We start from the raw sequence: 16,836 nt of genomic DNA on the forward strand, positions 1-16,836 counted from the left end.
GAACCGTCACCAGAACACTTCGTCGGCGCGGTGGCCGTCGGTGTACGCCGCCAATCCCTCGCCGGTCACGCCGGTGATGTGGAGGTCGTCGTACAGCGTCGAGTGGGTGTAATCGAGGAAGGTCATCGGGAAGACGAGGCCGCCATCTTCGCGGATGACGCTTGTGACGCCCGTGAAGGCGTGTTTGTGCCGTCTGTCGCTGATGTAACAGGCCGCGACCGGAACCGTCTGTTGCCACGGCCCGACGGCTTGTAGTGCGTCCATCGAGCGGTGGACCAACTCCCAGCAGAACAGCCCCGTCCCGTCGCTTTCTAAAATCGCCTCGAAGGTGACTTCGCCTTCGAAGTGTTTCCGGAGGTCGACAGTGCCGAAGACGACGTTGTCCTCGATAGAGCCGGCGAGATATCGGGGGATGTCGTATCCCGCGTGCTCGCGGAATCCCGTTACGAGACCGTCGACGAGGGGTTCGATTTTCGCCGGATCGACATCGGCGAACCGCTCGACGATGGCCGGGTCGACGGTTCGGTCACGGCGACCCCGAATCGCGGCGACGGCGTCGGGGCGGGTGTCGGCTTGGGCGACCCGTTCGAAGAACGCCTCCGGTTGGCTGAACTCGAAGGTGTAGTCGCCGGCCAGCAGCGCTTTTCCGTCGGCGAACAGCGCGGCGAGGCGGCCACCGAGACCGAGTTCCGAATCGGCCTCGCGGGCATCGTCGGCAGAGTCTTCCGTGAACTCGAGTCGGTGCGTCGCGTCTTCGTTCCACGCCGTGACACCGTCTTCGACGAGCCGAAGCCGCGTGCCGTCGACCATCTCGTCGTAACTCGGCGCCAAGCGCTCCGTGACCACCGACGCGAGATCCTGCTCGTGGAGGTTCGTCCCCATGCCGAGTTGGCCGTACCCCAGCGTCGTGTTGTGAATCGCCTTCGCCGCGCCGACGCCACCCAGCGTCGCGCCTGCACCAGCGAGAAAGCGCCGCCTCGATACACCACGGAGGTCGTCCAGCCGTGAGTCCTCGGTCACGTCTCGCGGTCACCTCCGTCGGTGGCCGTCTGGGGCGGTCGTAGCGTCACCTCGCTGCCGGTCAGAAGCGACAACAGTTCCTCGGCGATGTCGAGCAACTCGGGCAGCCACCGCGAAACGAGCCAGGCGACGCCGATGAGCGCGAACACCGCAAGCCCCTGTGAGATGATTCGGTCGGCAACAAAAAAGGACACCCGCCCGGGGTCGGACAGTCCGAAGACGAACATTACCGGCCCTTCGAGCCACGCGTAATCGAACCACTGGTGGCCGTTCGACAGAGCGATGAAGGCGTTCCGGCCGAGGTTGAGCACCCAGATGGTGGACACCGACGCGACGACGGCCGTCACTTTCCGGCGGAGCGGCGCGTCGACGGCAGCCGAGAGCCCGCCGAAAATCGCCATGCTCGCCAACCCGGTACAGGCGAAGACGATTTGCGAGGACCGCCCCGTTGCCGGGAAGAAGAACGTGTTTACGTAGCCCGACCCGTCGAAGGGGTCCTTGATGAGTTCCATCCCCCCACCGTAGCCGAGCGCCTCGATGAGCCACGCCGTCTGGGTGGCGACGCTCTCGATGAGGAACTGCCGGGCGGCCGGCGAAGTCTCGAAGGGCAGATACAGCAGGCCCATGAACGCGACGGCTCTGGAGACCACAAGCAGCGAATCTCGGCCGTGATACAGCCGCCAGCCGACGTACAGACACGCCGGAACCGCGATGGCGACCAACACCGTCTCGACGATGCTCCGGTGGACGAAGACGTAGAAGTGGATGAGGAGCAGCCAGAAAATCGAAAACAGCCCCCACGCGCCAGCGGTCAGTTTTCGGGCCGCCTCGCGGCGGTCCGTCGACTCCGCGAGGACGCCAGCGAAGAAAACCCCGATAATAATCCACGCGAGTACGTCGGTGACCGGCAGCACGGAGGGGCCACTCGTCGGGAGCGCGGAAAGACTCATTGTCGAAGCAATGCGGCACGACGAGTATAGGCTTTGTCGTCGAAGGTGCGCCGGACACACGACCACGGGGCGGCGCCGATACTACGTGACGACGCGTTGGTAAGTGGTGTTGAAGTCGGATTACCGCGTCACTACTTCCACTTCGTGACCATCGTTCGTCTTCGTGAAGGCATAGCGGTTCCCGCAGGATTCGGGGTCCCGATAGTCCTCGGCGTCGCGGGTCATCAGCGTCTCCCACGTCGAATCGAGGTCGTCACACCGAACGGCGACGTGGCCCCACGCGTCGCCCATCTCGTAGTGCCGGCCGTCGTAGTTGTAGGTCAACTCGACGCTCATCGCCTCCTCGGCGGCGTCTTCGGGCTTCATGAAGTACAGCGCGAAGTCGTCGAACTCCTCGCGTCGGAAGAGGTCGTACTCCAGTTTGCGGCTGAACCAACCGATTGTCTCGTCTGCGTCCTCGACGCGGAGCATGGTGTGGTCGAGGCTCCACTTCTCGCCGTGGTCGCGTTTGACCAACTCGATTTCGTGGCCGTCGGGGTCCGTCACGAACGCGTAGCGGTTGTCGCAGGATTCGGGGTCGCGGTAGTCCTCGACGCCGCTTTCCATCAGTTCGTCGTAGGACTCCTTCAGTTCGTCTTCGGGGACGCGAACCGCGATGTGGCCCCACGCGTCGCCCATGTCGTACGTGCGCCCGTCGTGGTTGTAGGTGAGTTCGAGCAGTGCACCCTCCTCGTGGACGTTTTCGGGGCCGAGAAAGACGTTCGTGAACGTGTCGGCCTCCCAGCGGCCCTTCTCCTCGTAGTCGAAATGGGTGGTGTAGAACTCCAGAGACTCCTCTAAGTCCTCAACGCGCATCATCACGTGGTCCAGTGTCGCGTGCATGTCCGGACCGACGAGTCCGCGACAGGAAAACGTAGCGGCGGCGGCAGTGGGCCGTCGGCCGTACGAGCTATACCCCCTCGTCGACTGCATTGGTCACATGGACCTCCAACGACGCGACGTGTTGAAGACGGCCGCCGCAATCCCGCTGGCAGCGGTTGCCGGCTGTACCGGCGTTCTCGATGACGGTGAAACGCCGGCGTACAACGACAGCACGCCCAAAGACGGCGCGAACGACGATGCCGGCGTGTTCTTCGTCCACATCGACGCCGAGTGGCTCCGCGACTTCGACGGCGACGAAGAACTCCCCTACGCCGAGGAACTTCCGGACGCCGTCGACATCGATGTCGGTTCCGACACCGCGCCGGTCAACGTCGACCCGCTTGTCGGCTACCCCACTGGGGGCCTCCTCGTCGGCACCATCAGTCTCGGCTTCGGACTCCTCCCCTACGGTTTCGGCGACCGGCTTCTGAAAGGGGTCGGTGGGAGCGAACTCTCCGAGGGAACGGCCGACAACGACACCGACTCGGATACGGACACACCCGAGTCCGGGAGCGAACTCCGCGTCGATTCGATGCTGCTCGTCGACGGCGTCGCCGTCTTCCGGGGCTCTTTCGATGCCGATGCCGTCGTCGCCGCATCCGAAGGGTTCGAACCCGGCGAGGAGCGAAACGACTTCGATGTCTACGAGGGCACCGAAGAGGGCTTTCTCTCGACGGAGGGATTGGCCTTTGCGGTCCGCGAGGACACTCTCGTCACGCTGTTGGACGGGGAGTCGAGTCTCGACACCGTACTCGACACCGTCGCCGGCGAAGCCGAACGGTTCGGCGAGGGCGACGGCGGCGGGTGGGCACTGGAGACCGCTGGCGACGGCCACATCACGCTTGGTGCGTGGGGCATCGACCCCGAAGCGGGGGCGACGAGCGACGGGGAGGCTGACACCGGTCAGTTCATCAAGAGCGGCCCAGTGCTTGAATCCGCGACCGGCGTCGTGAGTTCTCTCACCCTCGGCCCCGAAGAGGGAACCGCGTCCCTCGCCGCCGTCTATCCGGAGGGAGAAGTGCCCGATCGGGCCGCCATCGAGAACGAAGTCGGTGCGTCCGCGACGACGCGTGACGTTTCGGTCGATGGAGTCCGCGTCGCCGTCGACGGTACGTGGCGCGTGGTCGAGGAGTCGACGCCGACCGACACCGGGAGCGACTAATCCAGCGGGCCGAGGCCCTTCCGTCGAGCCAACGGCCAGTAGTACCACCACACGACGGCCCACGAGGCGATGGCGCCGAGCGGCAGGACGGGGAGTTCAGACAGCGGAAGTCCGTAGGCCCGAAACAGCCCGTAGGACACCTGTGCGTGAGCGACGCCGGCGAAGGCGAGCAAGCCGCCGGTAAGCCGAGGGTCCTCGAAATCCCAGAGGCCGGCCACCGCGCTCGTGAGCGCGCCCGCGTAGAGAAGTATCCCGGCCGGCCACGCTTGCAGTCGACGCGGGAGTGCGTCGGTGTAGACGAAGAGGAACTCGTAGACGTTTGTCAGATGGAACGGGTCGAGACTCACCAGTCCGAACGAGAAGACGAACGTCGTCTGGCCAACGAGGAGGACGGTCCACGGTAGCGCCCCCACCGCGAGAACGGCGAGCAGTCTGCGACGTGCGGCCGAGTCGTGGTTCACGGCGGTCACTTCCGGGCGACGATTCGGAGGATGTCCTCGTCGTGGAGTTCGTGGTCCCTCCCGACCTGCTGTTCGTCGTGTTTCGCCGACGAACCGGTGACCCGGGCGAACCGGAACCGCTCGTCGAAGCTTCCGCCGAGTTTCTCGATGGCGTCGTCGACGGTGTTTTCCTCCTCGGTGAGAACGAGCGGTTCCTCGCGGTCGACGCCGCGACCCGGCTTGTCCATGTAGATGCGGATGAGGCCGAGTTCCTCCCAGATGGTCTGTTTCAGCGAGTCGAGGCCCTTCTCCTCTTCGGCGCTGATGAAGACTGCTTCCTCGGGGTTGATGTCGTGGTCCCGCAACTGCTCGTTGACGGTTTCGAGGTAGTCGGGTTCGATGAGGTCTGCCTTGTTGACACAGACCATCGAGGGGAGGTACTCCCGATTGGCCTGCAGGGAGTCGACCAACTGGTCGATGGTGAGGTCCTCGCGGATGGTCACGTCCGCGTTGACGTAGTCGTACTCCCGGAGGACGCTCATGATGGTCTCGTCGTCAAGGCTCACCCGGTCGGAGGTGGTGAGGTTGATGCCGCCTTTGTGTTTCTTCCGGATGTTCACCTGTACCGGTTCGGTGTCGAGACGCACCTTGTTCTTGTACAGTTCTTCGCGCAGGCGCTCGTACTGCTGAATCTCGAACACCGACAGGACGAACAACACTAAGTCCGCGGTGCGGACGACCGACAGCACGGCTTGGCCGCCGCCGCGGTTCTCGGCGGCGCCCTCGATGAGTCCGGGCACGTCGAGCAGTTGGATGTTGGCGCCGTTGTACTCCAGCATGCCGGGGTTGACGTCGAGCGTCGTGAACTCGTAGGAACCGACCTCGCTGTCGGCGTTCGTGAGGGCGTTGAGGAGCGTCGATTTGCCGACGGAGGGGAATCCGACCAACGCGACCGTCGCGTCGCCGTGTTTCTCGACGGCGTAGCCACCGCCGCCGCTCCCGGAGGACTGTCTACGCTCCCATTCCTCCTTCTTCTCGGAGAGTTTGGCCTTCAGCCGACCGATGTGCTGTTCGGTCGATTTGTTGTACGGGGTGTTGGCGATCTCCTCTTCGATCGCCTCGATCTCCTCTTTGAGCCCCATTACGCGAGTACTGTCGTCGGTGCCGAAAAAGGCGTTCGGTTGTGCCTCACTCGCCCCGAGCGCGGGGATTATATCGCGACGGCGACAAGCGATGGTATGGAGGGCAAGAAGAAACTCGCATACAGCCTCATCTGTATCGGATTGGCCTTCGTCGGCGTCTTCCACTTCGTCTTCTCGACGCTGTTTGGCTACGGCTTCCGGCAGGTGAGTGGTATCCTCATCGTCGCCGCGATATTCGGCCTCGTACTCGTCAACGCCTGATTCGACCCGGTTCGGACGGGTTTCAACAATTTAATGTCCGGGTACAAGAAACGATTTCTCGATGGCAAGCCCCTCCGGACTCCGCGACAGCACCCAAATCGTTCTCCCATGGGCGTCGCTGGATGGGGTGCAAGCGGAGCTCGAATCGGAGTTCATGGTTACGATTTACGACGAGGGAAGCGCCGCCCGCATCATCGGCAGCCCCGTCGTTATCAAGGAAGTCAGCGAGTATCTCGTTCGGCAGGGCATCTCGCTGCCCTAAGCGGACGAGCGGTGGGGCTGAGACTGCACCACACGCCGGAGTGAATCGACAACCCTTAAACTCGCGGCGACAGTTCGTTTCGATATGGCTGGAACTATCGAAGTGCTCGTCCCCGGCGGGCAGGCCAACCCCGGACCGCCGCTCGGCCCGGAGCTCGGCCCGACCCCCGTGGACGTGCAGGCGGTCGTCAACGAAATCAACGAACAGACCGCGGCGTTCGACGGCACGGAAGTGCCCGTCACCGTCGACTACGACGACGAAGGGTCGTTCAGCATCGACGTTGGTGTGCCGCCGACGGCGGCGCTCATCAAGGATGAACTCGGCTTTGAGACCGGCAGCGGCGTCCCCCAGGAGGACTTCGTCGCCGACATGTCCGCAGAGCAACTGAAGACCATCGCCGAGCAGAAACTCCCCGACCTGCTCGCCTACGACGCCCGCGGCGCCTCCAAGGAGGTCGCCGGCACCTGCGTCTCGCTGGGCGTCACCATCGAGGGCGAGGACGCACGCACCTACAAGCAGCGACTGGAGGACGGCGAGTTCGACGACACCTTCGCCGAGTCGGAAGCCGCAGCGTAATCCGGACGGAGATACCCCGTCCAGCAGTCACACCACGAACTTTTGGTGGCGACGCTCCTCGAGAGAGACGTGAACGACGACGAAGCGACGGCGCCGGAGAGCCACCCGGTTTTGCTGTTCGACGGGGTCTGTAACCTCTGTAACGGCCTCATCCAGTGGGTCATCGAGCGGGACCCGGAGGGACGGTTCCGGTTCGCCGCGCTTCAATCCGACGCCGGCCAGCGACTCTTGTCGACTCACGACCTACCGACCGAGGACTTCGAGACGTTCGTTCTCGTCGATGGTGAGAACTACTACACAAAGTCGACGGCGGCGTTGCGCGTCCTGAAGGGCCTCGGGTTGCCGTACTCGCTTCTGTACCCCGCGGTGGTTCTGCCGCGTTTCGTTCGGGACCGCGTCTACGACTTCGTCGCCGACCACCGCTACGGATGGTTCGGAAAACGCGAGTCGTGTATGGTGCCCGACGAGAGCCTCGAATCGCGGTTCCTCGAGTGAGAGGTCTCGGCACGCCGAAAGCGGTTCGACGGCCTTAAGTGCGTCATACTCCTCGCTCGATACGAGACAGGCGTAGCCTGTTTCACACCGTAGTAGCCCACGTGGCTGCGACTACGGAGGTGAACGATGGCAGATTCGATACAGGACGCAGTATCTCGCGCACTCGACGAGGCACCCGAGCGGAACTTCCGTGAGACGGTCGACCTCGCTATCAACCTGCGCGACCTAGACCTAGACGACCCCAACAACCGGGTAGACGAGAGCATCGTCCTACCATCGGGTACGGGCCAGGACACGCGTATCGTCGTGTTCGCCGAAGGTGAGACAGCGATTCGTGCCCAGGACGTCGCAGACGACGTACTGGACGGCGACGAGCTGGAAGACCTCGGAGACGACGACGACGCGGCGAAAGACTTGGCGGACGAGACGGACTTCTTCATCGCCGAGGCCGACATGATGCAGGACATCGGTCGCTATCTGGGTACCGTACTCGGTCCCCGTGGTAAGATGCCGACGCCCCTGCAGCCCGACGACGATGTCGTCGAGACGGTCAATCGGATGAAGAACACCGTCCAGGTTCGTTCTCGTGACCGGCGCACGTTCCACACGCGCGTCGGCGCGGAGGACATGTCCGCCGAGAACATCGCCGACAACATCGACGTCATCATCCGTCGACTGTTCACGGACCTCGAGAAAGGTCCGCAGAACATCGACGCGATTTACGTGAAGACGACGATGGGACCGGCCGTGGAGGTGCCCGCATGAGCGCCGAAGCAGAGCGCAAAACCGAGACGATTCCGGAGTGGAAACGTGAGGAAGTCGACGACATCGTCGCGTTCCTCGAACGCTACGACTCCGTCGGCGTCGTCGACGTTACCGGCATTCCCAGCCGCCAACTGCAGGACATGCGCCGTGAACTGTACGGTACCGCGGCCCTGCGAATCTCGCGAAACACGCTCATGCAGCGGGCGCTCGAAGAGGTCGACGACGGCCTCGAAGACCTGACCGAGCACGTCGCCGGACAGGTTGGACTCATCGGCACGAACGACAACCCCTTCGGGCTGTACAAACAGCTCGAGGAGTCGAAGACGCCGGCGCCCATCAACGCCGGGGAAGTCGCGCCGAACGACATCGTCATCCCCGAAGGCGACACGGGTGTCGACCCGGGTCCGTTCGTGGGTGAACTCCAGTCCGTAGGCGCCAACGCCCGCATCGACGAGGGTTCCATCAAGGTGATGGAGGACTCGACGGTGCTGTCGGCCGGCGAGGAGGTCTCCCAGGACCTCGCAAACGTGCTTGGCGAACTCGGCATCGAGCCGAAAGAGGTCGGTCTCGACCTCCGCGGCGTGTTCTCCGACGGCGTGCTGTTCGCGCCGGAGGAACTCGCCATCGACGTCGAGGCCTACGAGGCTGATCTCCAGTCCGCCGCCGCAGCGGCGCGGAACCTCTCGCTCAACGCCGAGTACCCGACGGCCCAGACGGTGCCGTCGATGCTGGCGAAGGCCGCCGGCGAGGCCAAGTCCGTGGGCATCTCCGCCGCAGTAGAGAGCCCCGACCTCGCCGACGACCTCGTCTCGAAGGCGGACGCACAGGTCCGCGCGCTCGCAGCGGCCATCGACGACGAGGAGGCCCTCCCGGAGGAACTCCGCGGGGTCAGCGAACCCGTCGACACGGGTAGCGAGGCCGAGAGTGACGAGGAGACGGCCGACGAAGACGAAACGGAAGCGGAAACTGACGAAAGCGATGCCGAGGACGCCGACGACACCGAAGACGGTGACGGCGGCGACGCCCTTGGCGACATGTTCGGGTGACTTACAATGGAATACGTTTACGCAGCACTCATCCTGCACGAGACCGGTGAAGAGATCAACGAAGACAACCTGACGGACGTACTCGACGCAGCGGGCGTCGATGTCGAGGAATCCCGCGTCAAGGCGCTCGTCGCCGCGCTGGAGGACGTCGATGTCGAGGAGGCCATCGAGACGGCCGCGGCCGTTCCCGCCGGCGGTGCCGGTGGCGCCGCGGACGGTGCGGCGGAGGAGTCCGCCGACGAGGCCGAAGAGGAAGCCGAAGAGGAGGCCGACGAGGCCGAAGCGGAAGAAGAAGACGAAGGCGACGACGAGGACGGCGGCGAAGGCCTCGGCGAGCTGTTCGGCTAACTTCGGAGACACCTTCTTCATTTATCGACCGCACAGCGGCAGCGACAGCCGAGGGTTTACCCGTGGAGACGCGGCCAACCCCCCGCGATGGAACTACTCTTCGGCCCCCGTGAAACCGCCATCGCGCTCGGCTTCGTGTTGGGTGGGGTCGCGTTGGGAACCACGAGCGGTCTCGTTCCGGGCCTCCACGCCAACAACATGGCGCTCGTCCTCGCGGGCGTCGCCCCGTCGGTTCCGGGACCGCCGCTGTACGTCGGGATGGCGATGCTGTCGGCCGGCGTCGTCCACACGTTTCTCGACATCGTGCCCGCATTGGCCCTCGGTGTCCCCGACGCCGCGGTCGCCGTAACTGCACTCCCGGGACACCGACTCGTGTTGGAGGGGCGTGGTCACGAGGCGTTGCGGCTGTCGGCGCTCGGCAGCGGGACTGCAGTGACACTCGCGGCGCCGCTGGCGATTCCACTGACGAGAGCGATGACCGCTGTCTGGCCAACAGTACGCTCGAACCTCGTCGTCATCCTGCTCGGCGTGGTCGCGGTGTTGGTGCTCACCGAGCGCGGCATCCTCGCGAAAGGCGTCGCCGTGGTTTCGCTGACGGCGAGCGGCCTGCTCGGACTCGGGACGCTGGAACTCTCCCCGGAGGCACCGCTGTCGGCGGGCGGCATGTTGGCGCCGCTGTTCGCCGGCCTGTTCGGGGCGCCAGTACTGCTCGATGCGCTCGACGGGGACGGCGTACCACCGCAGGACGACGCCGGCGTCGCGCTGTCGAAGGGGTCTGTCGCCGGACTGGCGGGCCTCGGAACGGTCTCCGGTGCGGTCGTGGGCTACGTTCCCGCGGTGTCGAGCGCTATCGCGTCGACGCTGTCGCTGCTCGCCGTTCCGGGCCGTCACGGTGCCCGCGGATTCGTCGTCACGACGTCAGGAGTCAACACGGCGAACTGCGTCTTCGCGCTGTTCGCGCTGGTCGCTCTCGGTGCACCACGAACGGGCGTCCTCGTGGCTGTCGAATCGGCCGGCGTGCCGCTGTCGCTTCCACACCTACTCGTCGCTGTGGGCGTCGCGGCAGCGGTCGGCTTCGTCGCCGTCCCGGTGGTGGGCGACCGGTACCTGTTGGCCGTCGGTCGAATGGACCCGACGCGTCTCTCGGTGGCCGTGTTGGCCGGCCTCGGCGGACTCTCGTGGCTGTTCGCGGGCGGTGTCGGCGTGGCCGCCTACGTCGCCGCAACGATTGTCGGGTTGGTTCCCGCGCGATTCGGTGCCCGACGAGCGAACCTGATGGGCGTGCTCATCGGGCCGATAGTGGTCGGGTGAAAAGAGCCGTCTCGGGATTCAGGCCGGGTGCTGGACACCCTCCAAGAGGCGGTTGATTCGGTCGGTCTCGTCTATATCCTTCGGGTGGACGCCCAGTGCAACGACGAAATCGCTCTCGCTTGGGGCCTGTGCGATGTGAATGAAGACGTCGACGCTCTCGCCGTTCGTCTGTGCTTCGGCCTCGAACCGGGAGACGGTGACCGTCTCGCCGAGTAGGGAGCCGTCGCGTTCGTCGACGCTCTGGACGTTTTCGATGCCGTCGTACTGCTCTTGAAGCCGCAAAGCCAGTTCCTTGTTGTTCAAATCGTCGATGGGGTTGAATGCCCGTCCGGCGATTTCGACCTGTGGAGACGAGAGGACGGTGAACCGAGCGAGTTCTCCACTGAGACCGAGGCCGATATCGACAGACCGGGAGTACTCCGCGAGCATGTTCACGACGACGACGGTTCTGTCGACCTGCTCGAAGTTCCGCTCCAGTACGTCCTCTTTGATGGCTTGCTCTTCGTAGTCAGTATCCGAACGAGCCTGTTGGGAGACCGTCGCCGTCTCCGCTTCGAACCGTGCCTCGTCACCAGTGATGAGGTCAGTACAGCCGCTCAAACCACCCACGAGCAGTGCCGAAGGAACGCCCGCGAGTACCGTGCGTCGTTTCATACCCAACGTTAGTACGTTGACAACCTATAAGTGGCGTGGCCGTCGTGGCAACGTATTTCACGATACGGGGTCTCATCACCCGTACACCATCAGATTCGACGTTCCGTAGGCCCACCAGCGCGAAGGTGACGACGAAAGCAAACCAAAGTTATGAACAAATAATGAGAAATTTCCGGGAATTTATATACTGTCATTGCTAGTGAAAGATATGCTTCGCATACCGGAGGTGGCCGCATGAGTTCCCAACAGCGGTCCGAGAAGGAGTTACAGGACCTAGTCGGTAAACTGTCCAAAGACGGCGACGGCAACGGTACGGATGACCCTGCCGCCCGCACTGAACGGCTCGTGACCGACACGTCCGGGACGCTCGCGCCCGAGGGCTGTCTAGATATCGACGACGGCCTCGTGAAACAGTCCCTGTCCCCGCTGCTCCTGTTGCTCGTCGGGCTTCGAACCGACGACGCCCACGGAAAGGGAATCATGGAGGACCTCAGCCGGTTTTTCGGTGCGGATTTGAGCCCTGGCACCGTCTACCCGGCGCTTCACGACCTCGACGAGAACGGCCTCCTCGAGATGCACGAACTCATCCAGACCAAAGAGTACCGCATCGACGACCGCGAAGCGGTCCGAGAGACGCTCGAAGACGCGATGCAACAGCATCTCGCGTTGGGATTCGTGTTCCAACAGGCGCTCGACGAACTCGACCGCGCGGACGAATAACCCCCAGCCCTCCTCCGGGTTTAGTGCGGAAACCGACTTCTGCTTTCGCGACGGTGTTGCGACGGTAGCGAGCCGAAGGTTCGGGAGTTCAGAGCCGATACGTCGGCCCGTCGTCGGTATCCTGTACCTCGACGCCGAGTGCTTCGAGGCCGTCGCGGAGTTCGTCGGCACGCTCGTAGTTCCCGGCCTCCCGTTCGGCCGCCCGTACGTCGAGAACGAGTTCGACGAGTTCGCCCGCCAGCGTCGCCTCACCGTCGCCGTCGCCGGTGAAATCGAAGCCGAACACGTCGCCGCCCAACTCCTCGAAGGTCTCGACGGTGCGACGGAGCGCGCGGTAGTCGTAGTCGTCGCGTTCGTCGAGATGTGCGTTGGCGGCGGAGGCGAGGTCGAACAGCGCCGCCAGCGCCTCCCGCGTGTTGAAGTCGTCGTTCATCGCCTCGGTGAAATCCTCGCGGGTCGCCTCGACTGCGCCGCGGAGCTCGCTTTCGACCTTCGTGTGGGCGTCCGGCGAGTCGACGGCATCGACGACGCGTCTGTAGGCGTTTTCCAGTCGCTCCCAGCGTTCGATGGCTTCCTCGATGGCGTCGTCGCTGTAGGTCTGTGTGGAGTTGTACGACGCCGACACGAAGAACATCCGCAGGGCGTTCGTCCCGAAGCGGTCGACGGCCTCCGAGACGGGAATGAAGTTGCCGAGACTGGAGGACATCTTCTCGTCGCCCATCTGGAAGAGGTCGGCGTGTAGCCAGTACTTCGCGAACTGCTCGCCGGTGGCGGCCTCGCTTTGGGCGATTTCGTTTTCGTGGTGCGGGAAGACGAGGTCTCGGCCGCCCATGTGGATGTCGATTGAGCTGTCGAGATGCGTCATCGACATCGCCGAACACTCGATGTGCCAACCGGGGCGACCCTCGCCCCACGGCGACTCCCAGGTCTCGCCGGCCGGCGAGTCGACGGCGTAGGTGCGGTCGTCGTGGCGGTGTTCCGCGACGGCTGACTCGCTGACGCCGTCGGCCTTCCACAGCGCGAAGTCCGCCGGATGTCGTTTCTCCGAGCGCTCTTCCTCGACGCCCTGTGCCTCGACGTCCTCGAGTCGCTGATTCGAGAGCTTGCCGTAGTCGGGGAACTCGGTCACGTCGAAGTACACCGAGCCGTTGGACTCGTAGGCGTAGCCCCTCCCGACGAGCGTTTCGATGAGGTCGATGATGTCGGGGACGTGTTCGGAGACCCGTGGATACACCTCAGCGCGTTTGAGGTTCAGCGCACGCATATCCGAGAGCAACTGGTCGACGAACCGTTCGGCGACTGCCCCTTCGCTGTCACCGAGGTCGTCCTCGCCAATTCGGGCGACGATTTTCTCGTTTACGTCGGTGATGTTCTCGACGTGGCGGACGCCGTAGCCGAGGTGTTCGAGCCAACGGTGAATCACGTCGACGTGGGTCCACGTGCGTGCGTGTCCGAGGTGGGCCGCATCCGAGACGGTCAGTCCACAGTAGTACAGCAGTACGTCGTCGGGGTCGGCCGGCTCGAACGGTTCGCGCTCACCGGAGAGCGTGTTCAGCACGCGAAGAGTCATTGTCGGAGGGAACTCCCCGGGTCGGTTTCAATCCGTCGCTATACCGCGTCCTCGACGGCCCGGACGGCGTTGGCGCCGTCCCGGCGGCCAACCACGACGGCGAGCGTTCCATCCGCGCCGGCGGCCGCCTCGACGCCGACTTCGGCGGTCCGGAGCCGTCCGAGTACGTCGGCGAGGGCCTCGGCATCGACATCACCCGATGCGACAACGGCGGTGCTGTCGCCGCCGTCCGCAGCGAAGGCGGTGTCGCCGACGACGAGCAGTGCCTCGCTGTCGCCGTCGACGGGACCAACGCCCGACTTCATCGAGACGCTGGCGCGGCGGTTCGGGGGTTCGTACTCCGCTCGCTCCTCGGCGTACCGTCGGAGCGCGGCGGTGACGGCCTCGACGTCGCCCACATCGAGGAACCGAGCGGCGGCGGTGTAGTTGACGACGCCGGCCCGGAGGGCGGTCTCCAGAAAGGGGTGTTCGCGGACGGCCTCGCGGGTGTCGGCAGCGACGGTCATGTCGGTCGCACTCGGCGCGTCGACAAACCGATGTCGGTCCCGAAATCGACCGTCGCGACCTTCGGGTTGCGAAGCCCCTAAGAGCGCGCTGGCCGTTCCTTCGGGTATGCAAGCGCTCGTCATCGTCGCCCACGGGTCGCATCTGAACCCGGACGCGAGTACGCCCACCTACGAGCACGCCGACACCGTGCGTGCGGCCGGCGTCTTCGACGAGGTCCGGACCGCCTTCTGGAAGGAGGAGCCGTCGTTCCGCGAGGTGCTTCGGACCCTCGAAAGCGAGGAAGTGTACGTCGTCCCGCTTTTCATCTCGGAGGGATACTTCACCGAGCAGGTCATCCCGCGAGAACTCCGCCTCGACGGCTGGGACGTAGCCGAGTGGGACTCCGACGGCACGAGTGCGACTCACAGCACGTTAGAGGCCGGCGACGTGGAGAAGACGGTCCACTACTGCGGTCCCGTCGGTACCCACGACGCGATGAGCGACGTTATCGTCCGCAGAGCCGAGACAGTGACCGACGACCCCGACGTGGGAGAGGGGTTCGGACTGGCCGTCGTCGGCCACGGCACCGAGCGCAACGAGAACTCCGCGAAGGCAATCGAGTACCACGCCGAGCGCATCGGCGAGATGGGACGCTTCGACGAGGTGAAGGCGCTGTTCATGGACGAGGACCCCGAAATCGACGACGTGACCGACTTCTTCGAGAGCGACGACATCGTCGTCGTCCCGCTGTTCGTCGCCGACGGCTATCACACCCAAGAGGACATCCCCGAGGACATGGGCCTGACCGACGACTACCGGACGGGCTGGGAGACACCCGCCGAAGTCGATGGCCACCGCATCTGGTACGCCGGCGCCGTCGGAACCGAGGCGCTGACCGCCGACGTCATCATCGAACGGGCCGCCGACGCCGGCGCCGACGTTGGAAACGCAATCGAGGAAATCCGACGCCGGACCCGCGTGGCGGGTGCCGACGGCGCGAGCGTGGGGGACTGACGTGAACGACACACAACTCGACGCCCTGGTGGCGGCCGCCGCCGAGGGCGTCGACTGCGATGGCCTCCGCGTCACCGCCGACGGCGACGCCTACACCTTCGCGCTTCCGGAGGAAACCCACGAGGGACTCGACGAGTCGGAACTCCGCGAGCGCGCCACCGAGAACCCGTGGTTCGTCTCGAACTGGCACTACTGGACCGAGCGCGACCGGCCCGATGCGGAGACGGCGTACCTCCGGTGGCTCGAAGGCGCCGACGACCGGCCGGTGCCCGAACGGTACGAGGCACTCGCCGACGGCGGCATCGAGGCGTCGTGGGGAGAGCTCGCCATCGAAATCGGACTCGGCGACGACGGCGACCGGACCTACACGCTTTGCCACGAAGACGACGCCAACGCCGACACCGCGGCCCTCGATGTCCACACCGACCCGCTGGAAGCGCGCGAACTCGTCAAACACGACGACAGGGGACGGTACCGGCCGCTGAAGACCGCCCCGACGCTCCCGACCGGGTGGGCGTTTCTCGACCTCGACGGTCGGGCGTTGGCCCGAACGGTCGACATCGTCTACCCCGCGACGGTCGCCAACTGGCATCTCGAACGGCAGGGCGACCTCGATATCTCGAACTGGACGGAGACGATGGAGCGACAGACGGGCATCTACGGCGTCATCGAGACGTGGGACCGAGGCGAGGGTCACGAACACGTCAACTGGGTCGCGGAGGCCTGCTGTGCCGATTCGCAGTGTCTCAAACGCCGCGAATGGGAGTACGACGACGACACCGACCTCGATGTCGACGGCGGCGACGGCGCCTTCCCCTGTCGGGAACCCTGTTCGCTCGTCATCGCGGCGGCCCGTCAGTGGACGAAACTGGAAGGCGAACAGCCGAAAACATACGAGTTCGAATTGACGCCCTCCGAGAAGGAGCAAATCGAGGACATCATCGACGCCGTCGCCGACGGCGAGGCCGACGACATCCGCGAGGCCGACGTGTACGAGGGCGCCAACCGCTATCGGACGCGGTTCCTCAGAGCCAAACGGTTCGACGAGGAGGGCAATCTCTGTGGCGTCCCGACTGACGACGAGGAGAACTAACCGAGGAGGTAGTACGCCGCGACCGCGCATAGCCCGCCCGCGAGGACGGCGAAGCCGCCCATCACGAAGTTGATTCCGTCGGCCGTAATCAGCGCACCGACAGCCAACAGCAGCGCGATTGCCGCGAGGACGACGACCGGCAGCGCCCGGATATTCGTCGACGGCGTCGACGAGTCGTCAGTCTGCTGGGGTTTCGAGAGGTCCGGGTCGATTTCGACCGGCTCTTTCTCCGGCGTCCGGTCGAACGTCACGTCGACGTAGTGGGTTTCGCCGCCATGGGCGGTGACGACCTTCAGTTTTCCACGGATGCTCTCGCGTGGCCACTCCGGTCGCGGCCGAACCTCGATTTGGACGCCGCGGGCCTCGTCGGATTCGACGTAGTGGTTCGACGCCTCGATGCGTGCGATTTCCGAGAGCGTATCGTCGAGATGGAGGTGGACGTGGGAGGCCTCACCGTGGTTCCGCAGTTCGACGACGAACGGCCCGTCGGCTTCGAACGTCGTCGGCGCGTCCAGCGTGTGGAGGCCCGACCGATTGATGTCGACGCCGAGCGTTCGAGTCACGGGCATGGGGTCGGCCGGTGAGGTTAAAAATACTCGC

21 protein-coding genes are annotated in these 16,836 nt (G+C 64.7%); 12 read left to right on the forward strand and 9 right to left on the reverse strand.

Annotated elements, in window-relative coordinates:
- Positions 1 to 6: 6 nt before the first annotated feature.
- From NMP98_RS06400 to NMP98_RS06410, 3 genes are all read right to left on the reverse strand, one after another.
- Entirely contained in the window at positions 7 to 1,020 is a 1,014-nt protein-coding gene (locus tag NMP98_RS06400; RefSeq protein WP_254860702.1) for a hypothetical protein, read from the reverse strand.
- Positions 1,017 to 1,970: an archaeosortase A gene (artA, locus tag NMP98_RS06405; RefSeq protein WP_254860703.1), complete on the reverse strand. Its 954-nt coding sequence runs from the start codon at positions 1,968 to 1,970 to the stop codon at positions 1,017 to 1,019. Before artA ends, NMP98_RS06400 begins: the two co-directional genes overlap by 4 nt.
- A gap of 120 nt (positions 1,971 to 2,090) precedes the next feature.
- The gene (locus tag NMP98_RS06410) at positions 2,091 to 2,852 is read right to left on the reverse strand and encodes a VOC family protein (RefSeq protein WP_254860704.1); all 762 of its coding nucleotides are present in this window, start codon (positions 2,850 to 2,852) and stop codon (positions 2,091 to 2,093) included.
- Positions 2,853 to 2,949: 97 nt separating this feature from the next.
- Between NMP98_RS06410 and NMP98_RS06415 the strand changes: the two genes are divergently transcribed.
- Positions 2,950 to 4,053, forward strand: coding sequence for a hypothetical protein (locus tag NMP98_RS06415; RefSeq protein ID WP_254860705.1), 1,104 nt, complete (start codon positions 2,950 to 2,952; stop codon positions 4,051 to 4,053).
- Here the strand turns inward: NMP98_RS06415 and NMP98_RS06420 are convergent.
- Together NMP98_RS06420 and NMP98_RS06425 are read right to left on the reverse strand one after the other, a co-directional pair.
- Positions 4,050 to 4,514 carry a TIGR04206 family protein gene (locus tag NMP98_RS06420; RefSeq protein WP_254860706.1) on the reverse strand — a complete coding sequence of 155 codons (465 nt, stop codon included), beginning with the start codon at positions 4,512 to 4,514 and terminating at the stop codon, positions 4,050 to 4,052. The two genes, NMP98_RS06415 and NMP98_RS06420, sit on opposite strands and share 4 nt — an antisense overlap.
- A gap of 5 nt (positions 4,515 to 4,519) precedes the next feature.
- Positions 4,520 to 5,635, reverse strand: coding sequence for an OBG GTPase family GTP-binding protein (locus NMP98_RS06425; RefSeq protein ID WP_254860707.1), 1,116 nt, complete (start codon positions 5,633 to 5,635; stop codon positions 4,520 to 4,522).
- Between the two features lie 96 nt (positions 5,636 to 5,731).
- Between NMP98_RS06425 and NMP98_RS06430 the strand changes: the two genes are divergently transcribed.
- The 8 genes from NMP98_RS06430 (at position 5,732) to NMP98_RS06465 (ending at position 10,699) form a co-directional block, all read left to right on the forward strand.
- Complete coding sequence (locus tag NMP98_RS06430) at positions 5,732 to 5,896, forward strand: hypothetical protein (protein WP_254860708.1); 165 nt, start codon at positions 5,732 to 5,734, stop codon at positions 5,894 to 5,896.
- A 61-nt stretch (positions 5,897 to 5,957) separates the two neighbouring features.
- Entirely contained in the window at positions 5,958 to 6,158 is a 201-nt protein-coding gene (locus NMP98_RS06435; RefSeq protein WP_254860709.1) for a VNG_1110C family protein, read from the forward strand.
- An 84-nt stretch (positions 6,159 to 6,242) separates the two neighbouring features.
- Positions 6,243 to 6,734 (forward strand): 50S ribosomal protein L11, encoded by a 492-nt coding sequence (locus NMP98_RS06440; protein ID WP_254860710.1) that lies wholly within the window; start codon positions 6,243 to 6,245, stop codon positions 6,732 to 6,734.
- A 69-nt stretch (positions 6,735 to 6,803) separates the two neighbouring features.
- Positions 6,804 to 7,229, forward strand: a complete 426-nt coding sequence (locus NMP98_RS06445) for a thiol-disulfide oxidoreductase DCC family protein (protein WP_254860711.1) — start codon at positions 6,804 to 6,806, stop codon at positions 7,227 to 7,229.
- Positions 7,230 to 7,355: 126 nt separating this feature from the next.
- Entirely contained in the window at positions 7,356 to 7,994 is a 639-nt protein-coding gene (locus tag NMP98_RS06450; RefSeq protein WP_254860712.1) for a 50S ribosomal protein L1, read from the forward strand.
- Positions 7,991 to 9,040: a 50S ribosomal protein L10 gene (locus tag NMP98_RS06455; protein WP_254860713.1), complete on the forward strand. Its 1,050-nt coding sequence runs from the start codon at positions 7,991 to 7,993 to the stop codon at positions 9,038 to 9,040. The genes NMP98_RS06450 and NMP98_RS06455 overlap by 4 nt, the downstream gene beginning before the upstream one ends.
- A gap of 6 nt (positions 9,041 to 9,046) precedes the next feature.
- Positions 9,047 to 9,388, forward strand: coding sequence for a 50S ribosomal protein P1 (rpl12p, locus tag NMP98_RS06460; RefSeq protein ID WP_254860714.1), 342 nt, complete (start codon positions 9,047 to 9,049; stop codon positions 9,386 to 9,388).
- Between the two features lie 87 nt (positions 9,389 to 9,475).
- Positions 9,476 to 10,699, forward strand: coding sequence for a tripartite tricarboxylate transporter permease (locus tag NMP98_RS06465; protein WP_254860715.1), 1,224 nt, complete (start codon positions 9,476 to 9,478; stop codon positions 10,697 to 10,699).
- A gap of 18 nt (positions 10,700 to 10,717) precedes the next feature.
- Here NMP98_RS06465 and NMP98_RS06470 read toward each other — a convergent pair whose 3' ends face one another.
- Positions 10,718 to 11,353: a DUF6517 family protein gene (locus NMP98_RS06470; protein ID WP_254860716.1), complete on the reverse strand. Its 636-nt coding sequence runs from the start codon at positions 11,351 to 11,353 to the stop codon at positions 10,718 to 10,720.
- A gap of 234 nt (positions 11,354 to 11,587) precedes the next feature.
- On the opposite strand from NMP98_RS06470, the gene NMP98_RS06475 reads away from it, so the two are divergent.
- A complete protein-coding gene (locus NMP98_RS06475; protein WP_254860717.1) occupies positions 11,588 to 12,073 on the forward strand; it encodes a PadR family transcriptional regulator in 486 nt (161 codons plus the stop codon).
- Positions 12,074 to 12,161: 88 nt separating this feature from the next.
- Here the strand turns inward: NMP98_RS06475 and cysS are convergent, their stop codons facing one another.
- A complete protein-coding gene (gene cysS, locus NMP98_RS06480) occupies positions 12,162 to 13,643 on the reverse strand; it encodes a cysteine--tRNA ligase (protein WP_254860718.1) in 1,482 nt (493 codons plus the stop codon).
- A gap of 38 nt (positions 13,644 to 13,681) precedes the next feature.
- A complete protein-coding gene (locus NMP98_RS06485; RefSeq protein ID WP_254860719.1) occupies positions 13,682 to 14,149 on the reverse strand; it encodes a DUF7523 family protein in 468 nt (155 codons plus the stop codon).
- Positions 14,150 to 14,255: 106 nt separating this feature from the next.
- On the opposite strand from NMP98_RS06485, the gene NMP98_RS06490 reads away from it, so the two are divergent.
- Positions 14,256 to 15,143, forward strand: a complete 888-nt coding sequence (locus NMP98_RS06490) for a CbiX/SirB N-terminal domain-containing protein (RefSeq protein ID WP_254860720.1) — start codon at positions 14,256 to 14,258, stop codon at positions 15,141 to 15,143.
- Between the two features lies 1 nt (position 15,144).
- Positions 15,145 to 16,236 (forward strand): DR2241 family protein, encoded by a 1,092-nt coding sequence (locus tag NMP98_RS06495; RefSeq protein WP_254860721.1) that lies wholly within the window; start codon positions 15,145 to 15,147, stop codon positions 16,234 to 16,236.
- Here NMP98_RS06495 and NMP98_RS06500 read toward each other — a convergent pair.
- On the reverse strand, positions 16,233 to 16,799 hold the full coding sequence (locus NMP98_RS06500) for a DUF7524 family protein (RefSeq protein WP_254860722.1): 567 nt from the start codon (positions 16,797 to 16,799) through the stop codon (positions 16,233 to 16,235). The genes NMP98_RS06495 and NMP98_RS06500 overlap by 4 nt on opposite strands.
- Positions 16,800 to 16,836: the final 37 nt, after the last annotated feature.

Origin of the sequence: Natronomonas gomsonensis, from assembly GCF_024300825.1 — an archaeon.
Lineage (GTDB): Archaea > Halobacteriota > Halobacteria > Halobacteriales > Haloarculaceae > Natronomonas > Natronomonas gomsonensis.

What these genes read in the sequence shown, in the direction of transcription:
- artA (WP_254860703.1), bottom strand. Translation starts at nt 1,970, where the DNA reads ATGAGTCTTTCCGCGCTCCCGACGAGTGGCCCCTCCGTGCTGCCGGTC.
- NMP98_RS06410 (WP_254860704.1), bottom strand. Translation starts at nt 2,852, where the DNA reads ATGCACGCGACACTGGACCACGTGATGATGCGCGTTGAGGACTTAGAG.
- NMP98_RS06415 (WP_254860705.1), top strand. Translation starts at nt 2,950, where the DNA reads ATGGACCTCCAACGACGCGACGTGTTGAAGACGGCCGCCGCAATCCCG.
- NMP98_RS06425 (WP_254860707.1), bottom strand. Translation starts at nt 5,635, where the DNA reads ATGGGGCTCAAAGAGGAGATCGAGGCGATCGAAGAGGAGATCGCCAAC.
- NMP98_RS06430 (WP_254860708.1), top strand. Translation starts at nt 5,732, where the DNA reads ATGGAGGGCAAGAAGAAACTCGCATACAGCCTCATCTGTATCGGATTG.
- NMP98_RS06435 (WP_254860709.1), top strand. Translation starts at nt 5,958, where the DNA reads ATGGCAAGCCCCTCCGGACTCCGCGACAGCACCCAAATCGTTCTCCCA.
- NMP98_RS06440 (WP_254860710.1), top strand. Translation starts at nt 6,243, where the DNA reads ATGGCTGGAACTATCGAAGTGCTCGTCCCCGGCGGGCAGGCCAACCCC.
- NMP98_RS06450 (WP_254860712.1), top strand. Translation starts at nt 7,356, where the DNA reads ATGGCAGATTCGATACAGGACGCAGTATCTCGCGCACTCGACGAGGCA.
- NMP98_RS06455 (WP_254860713.1), top strand. Translation starts at nt 7,991, where the DNA reads ATGAGCGCCGAAGCAGAGCGCAAAACCGAGACGATTCCGGAGTGGAAA.
- rpl12p (WP_254860714.1), top strand. Translation starts at nt 9,047, where the DNA reads ATGGAATACGTTTACGCAGCACTCATCCTGCACGAGACCGGTGAAGAG.
- NMP98_RS06465 (WP_254860715.1), top strand. Translation starts at nt 9,476, where the DNA reads ATGGAACTACTCTTCGGCCCCCGTGAAACCGCCATCGCGCTCGGCTTC.
- NMP98_RS06470 (WP_254860716.1), bottom strand. Translation starts at nt 11,353, where the DNA reads ATGAAACGACGCACGGTACTCGCGGGCGTTCCTTCGGCACTGCTCGTG.
- NMP98_RS06475 (WP_254860717.1), top strand. Translation starts at nt 11,588, where the DNA reads ATGAGTTCCCAACAGCGGTCCGAGAAGGAGTTACAGGACCTAGTCGGT.
- cysS (WP_254860718.1), bottom strand. Translation starts at nt 13,643, where the DNA reads ATGACTCTTCGCGTGCTGAACACGCTCTCCGGTGAGCGCGAACCGTTC.
- NMP98_RS06485 (WP_254860719.1), bottom strand. Translation starts at nt 14,149, where the DNA reads ATGACCGTCGCTGCCGACACCCGCGAGGCCGTCCGCGAACACCCCTTT.
- NMP98_RS06490 (WP_254860720.1), top strand. Translation starts at nt 14,256, where the DNA reads ATGCAAGCGCTCGTCATCGTCGCCCACGGGTCGCATCTGAACCCGGAC.